Origin of the sequence: Prevotella sp. MGM2 (genome assembly GCF_002933955.1) — a bacterium.
In the GTDB taxonomy this organism is placed as follows: domain Bacteria; phylum Bacteroidota; class Bacteroidia; order Bacteroidales; family Bacteroidaceae; genus Alloprevotella.
Map to the genome: position 1 here is coordinate 1 of NZ_BEWW01000203.1, position 2302 is coordinate 2302.

The following is a 2302-nucleotide window of genomic DNA, read 5'->3' on the forward strand; positions in this document are numbered from 1 at the left end:
CCTTGAGATATTGATCGGAATAGAGGGTGCCGCCTTCGGCGTTGATGGCTTCGGCGTTGATGTTGAAGCGCAGGCGGTCGAGTTTCTTGAGGTCGGCCGGATTGTTGAATTTTATTTCTATTTTCAGTTCGGAGTCAACGGCGTTTTCTTCCATGCTCTTTCCGGCTTCGGCCTTGGCGCTGGCCACTGTGGCTTTCGACACGGATACTCCGGTGAGTTCCTTCCCGTCAACGCCTATGGGCACGAGTGTGGCCATCAGTTCGAGGGGTATGGTGTTGTGTACGGTGGCCGTTACCGCCAGTCCGTCGGCCTCGAAGTCCTGAAGGTCTTCGTTCATGTTGTCCACCGAATCGTTGTAAATGATCCGGAGCCCGGCGTTGAAGTCGAAAGGCACATAGACGTTGTATTTGATATTGGCGGCATAATCACGTCCCAGCTCAATGGTGTAGTCCTCATCCTTAACGTTTATCTGTTTGCCTTTCAGGTCCACGTCAATGTAGTCGGGAAGTTTTTTGATAAGGTCGCTGATATTCTCCACGCGGTAGGTGGCGGCGTTTTCAGCTATGCCTTCGGGATCGTAGGGCTGGCCTTTCTGATAGAAATAGAAGGTATTCTCCTTCAGAGACTCTATGCCGGCCTTGCCTTCTCCCAGTCCTGGAAGACTGACTTCCGCCAGTTTTTCTCCGCCCTTGATGGCGTTGAGCGTTGCCTTGAAGTCGAGCGACAGAGGCGTCTGGGTCATGTCGGCACAGAACTTCATGGTGGGGTTTGACACGTTGACCGTCACTTCGTCATCCTGCAGAAAGTCGGGAAGCGAGGAGGATATGTCGATTTTTTCCACTTCAGGCTCAATGGTGGGGTCAAAGCGGCCCGTCACGTTGGCAATGCATATCTGGCTTTGCTGGTCGATGCGGTTGCCTATCGACACCGTCAGTTTGATGTTCACTGCGCTGCCTTGGGTCATCGTGATGGCGTTCATGGTTTTGAAGCTGATTTTTCCGTTCATGGAAATTTTGTCTTCTATGGCCAGCTTGCCGTTGTCAGTCTTTCCGGTTTCGCCTTTGAAGGTAATGTTGTCCAGGGTAGCTTCGCCGAGTTCTATCGCGGTTTCTCCGGAGTTGCTGATGTTGTCGAGCACGAATGTTTTTCCGTTGTTCTCAAGCCGTCCGTTCTTCGGGTTGGTCAGGTGGATGAACTCGGGGAACACGATTGTGAGGCCTTCCACGTTGTCAAAGGCGATGCCGTCCATGGCCGACTGCTCTATTTCGAGGAAGAACTTGAGCTGGCTGGTTTCGGCTGTCGGCCTGATCACTTTCAGCCACTTCACGTCTTCGTGAATGTTGTCGATGTCGAAGTCAAACTCCGTTTCGGCCGATATGGGTGCATCAAGGTCGAACACTCTTCCGGCCTCTACCTCAAAGGGCTGTCCCTTAAGTTCTTCAGGCACGATATCGTCATATTTCAGCACTTCGTATGACGGGCAGAGCGTGGCGTTGTCGAGCATGGCGTTTACCGTACTGACGGTGAAGTTCACGCTGGTTTCGCCTCCCTCAACAAGATAGTATTTATTCTTGCTGTCAGTCTGTAGGTTGCCGTCTGTTTCGAGGATGTCGGCCAACATGATTTTCTCGGTCGAGCCAAGTTTGATTTTCAGCCCCTCGGAGCCGATTCCCATCGTCATGTCGATGTCTTTGCTCATGTCGTAACTGTCGTCCACACACGACGCCAGGGGAATTGTCACGCCTGCGAGCAGTAAGCCCGCAGCCAGATGTTTGGTGATTTTTTGCATTCGCATAAATATTAGCTATAGAATGGTTATATAAATTTCTGCACTGATATTGCCGGCCGGCAACGTCCCGGGGCCTTTCAAGGCAGGACCGATTATAAACCTTGCCGGAACTTTCACAACGACACACACAGCGGCAGACGGCGGTTGGCCGTTTGTCGTGTCATTGCAAGACTGTTTTTTAAAAGATTACATGCGTCCGAATTTATTTCGCACGCTTCTGCCGTTTTCCCATTTCCTATAATAGACACCAAGACAGCGGAAACAACCAACGCGGTTTGTTTCCCAAAGCCGGACATCACATTGGCTGACCCGTTCTGCCTTTGCTTCGGGTGCAAAGATACATCTTTTGCGCGTGAAAAACACTTTTTTTATTTATAAAAGTGAAAATAAGTTTCTCCGCTATTTCCTCACGATTGATTTGACACGCCTGCCGTGCAGAGACAAACCGGACGGAACCCCTTTGCAGCGTGACTAAACGACATTGAGTGGAAGCCGGAAAAGGCGACCGAGCCA

General features: G+C 51.0%; 1 protein-coding gene. It reads right to left on the minus strand.

Annotation, left to right across the window (positions count from 1 at the left end):
* Positions 1-1789, minus strand: a 1789-nt coding sequence (locus C5S62_RS04935) for a hypothetical protein (protein WP_145958215.1), incomplete at its 3' end; no start/stop codon positions are given.
* Positions 1790-2302 lie beyond the last annotated feature (513 nt).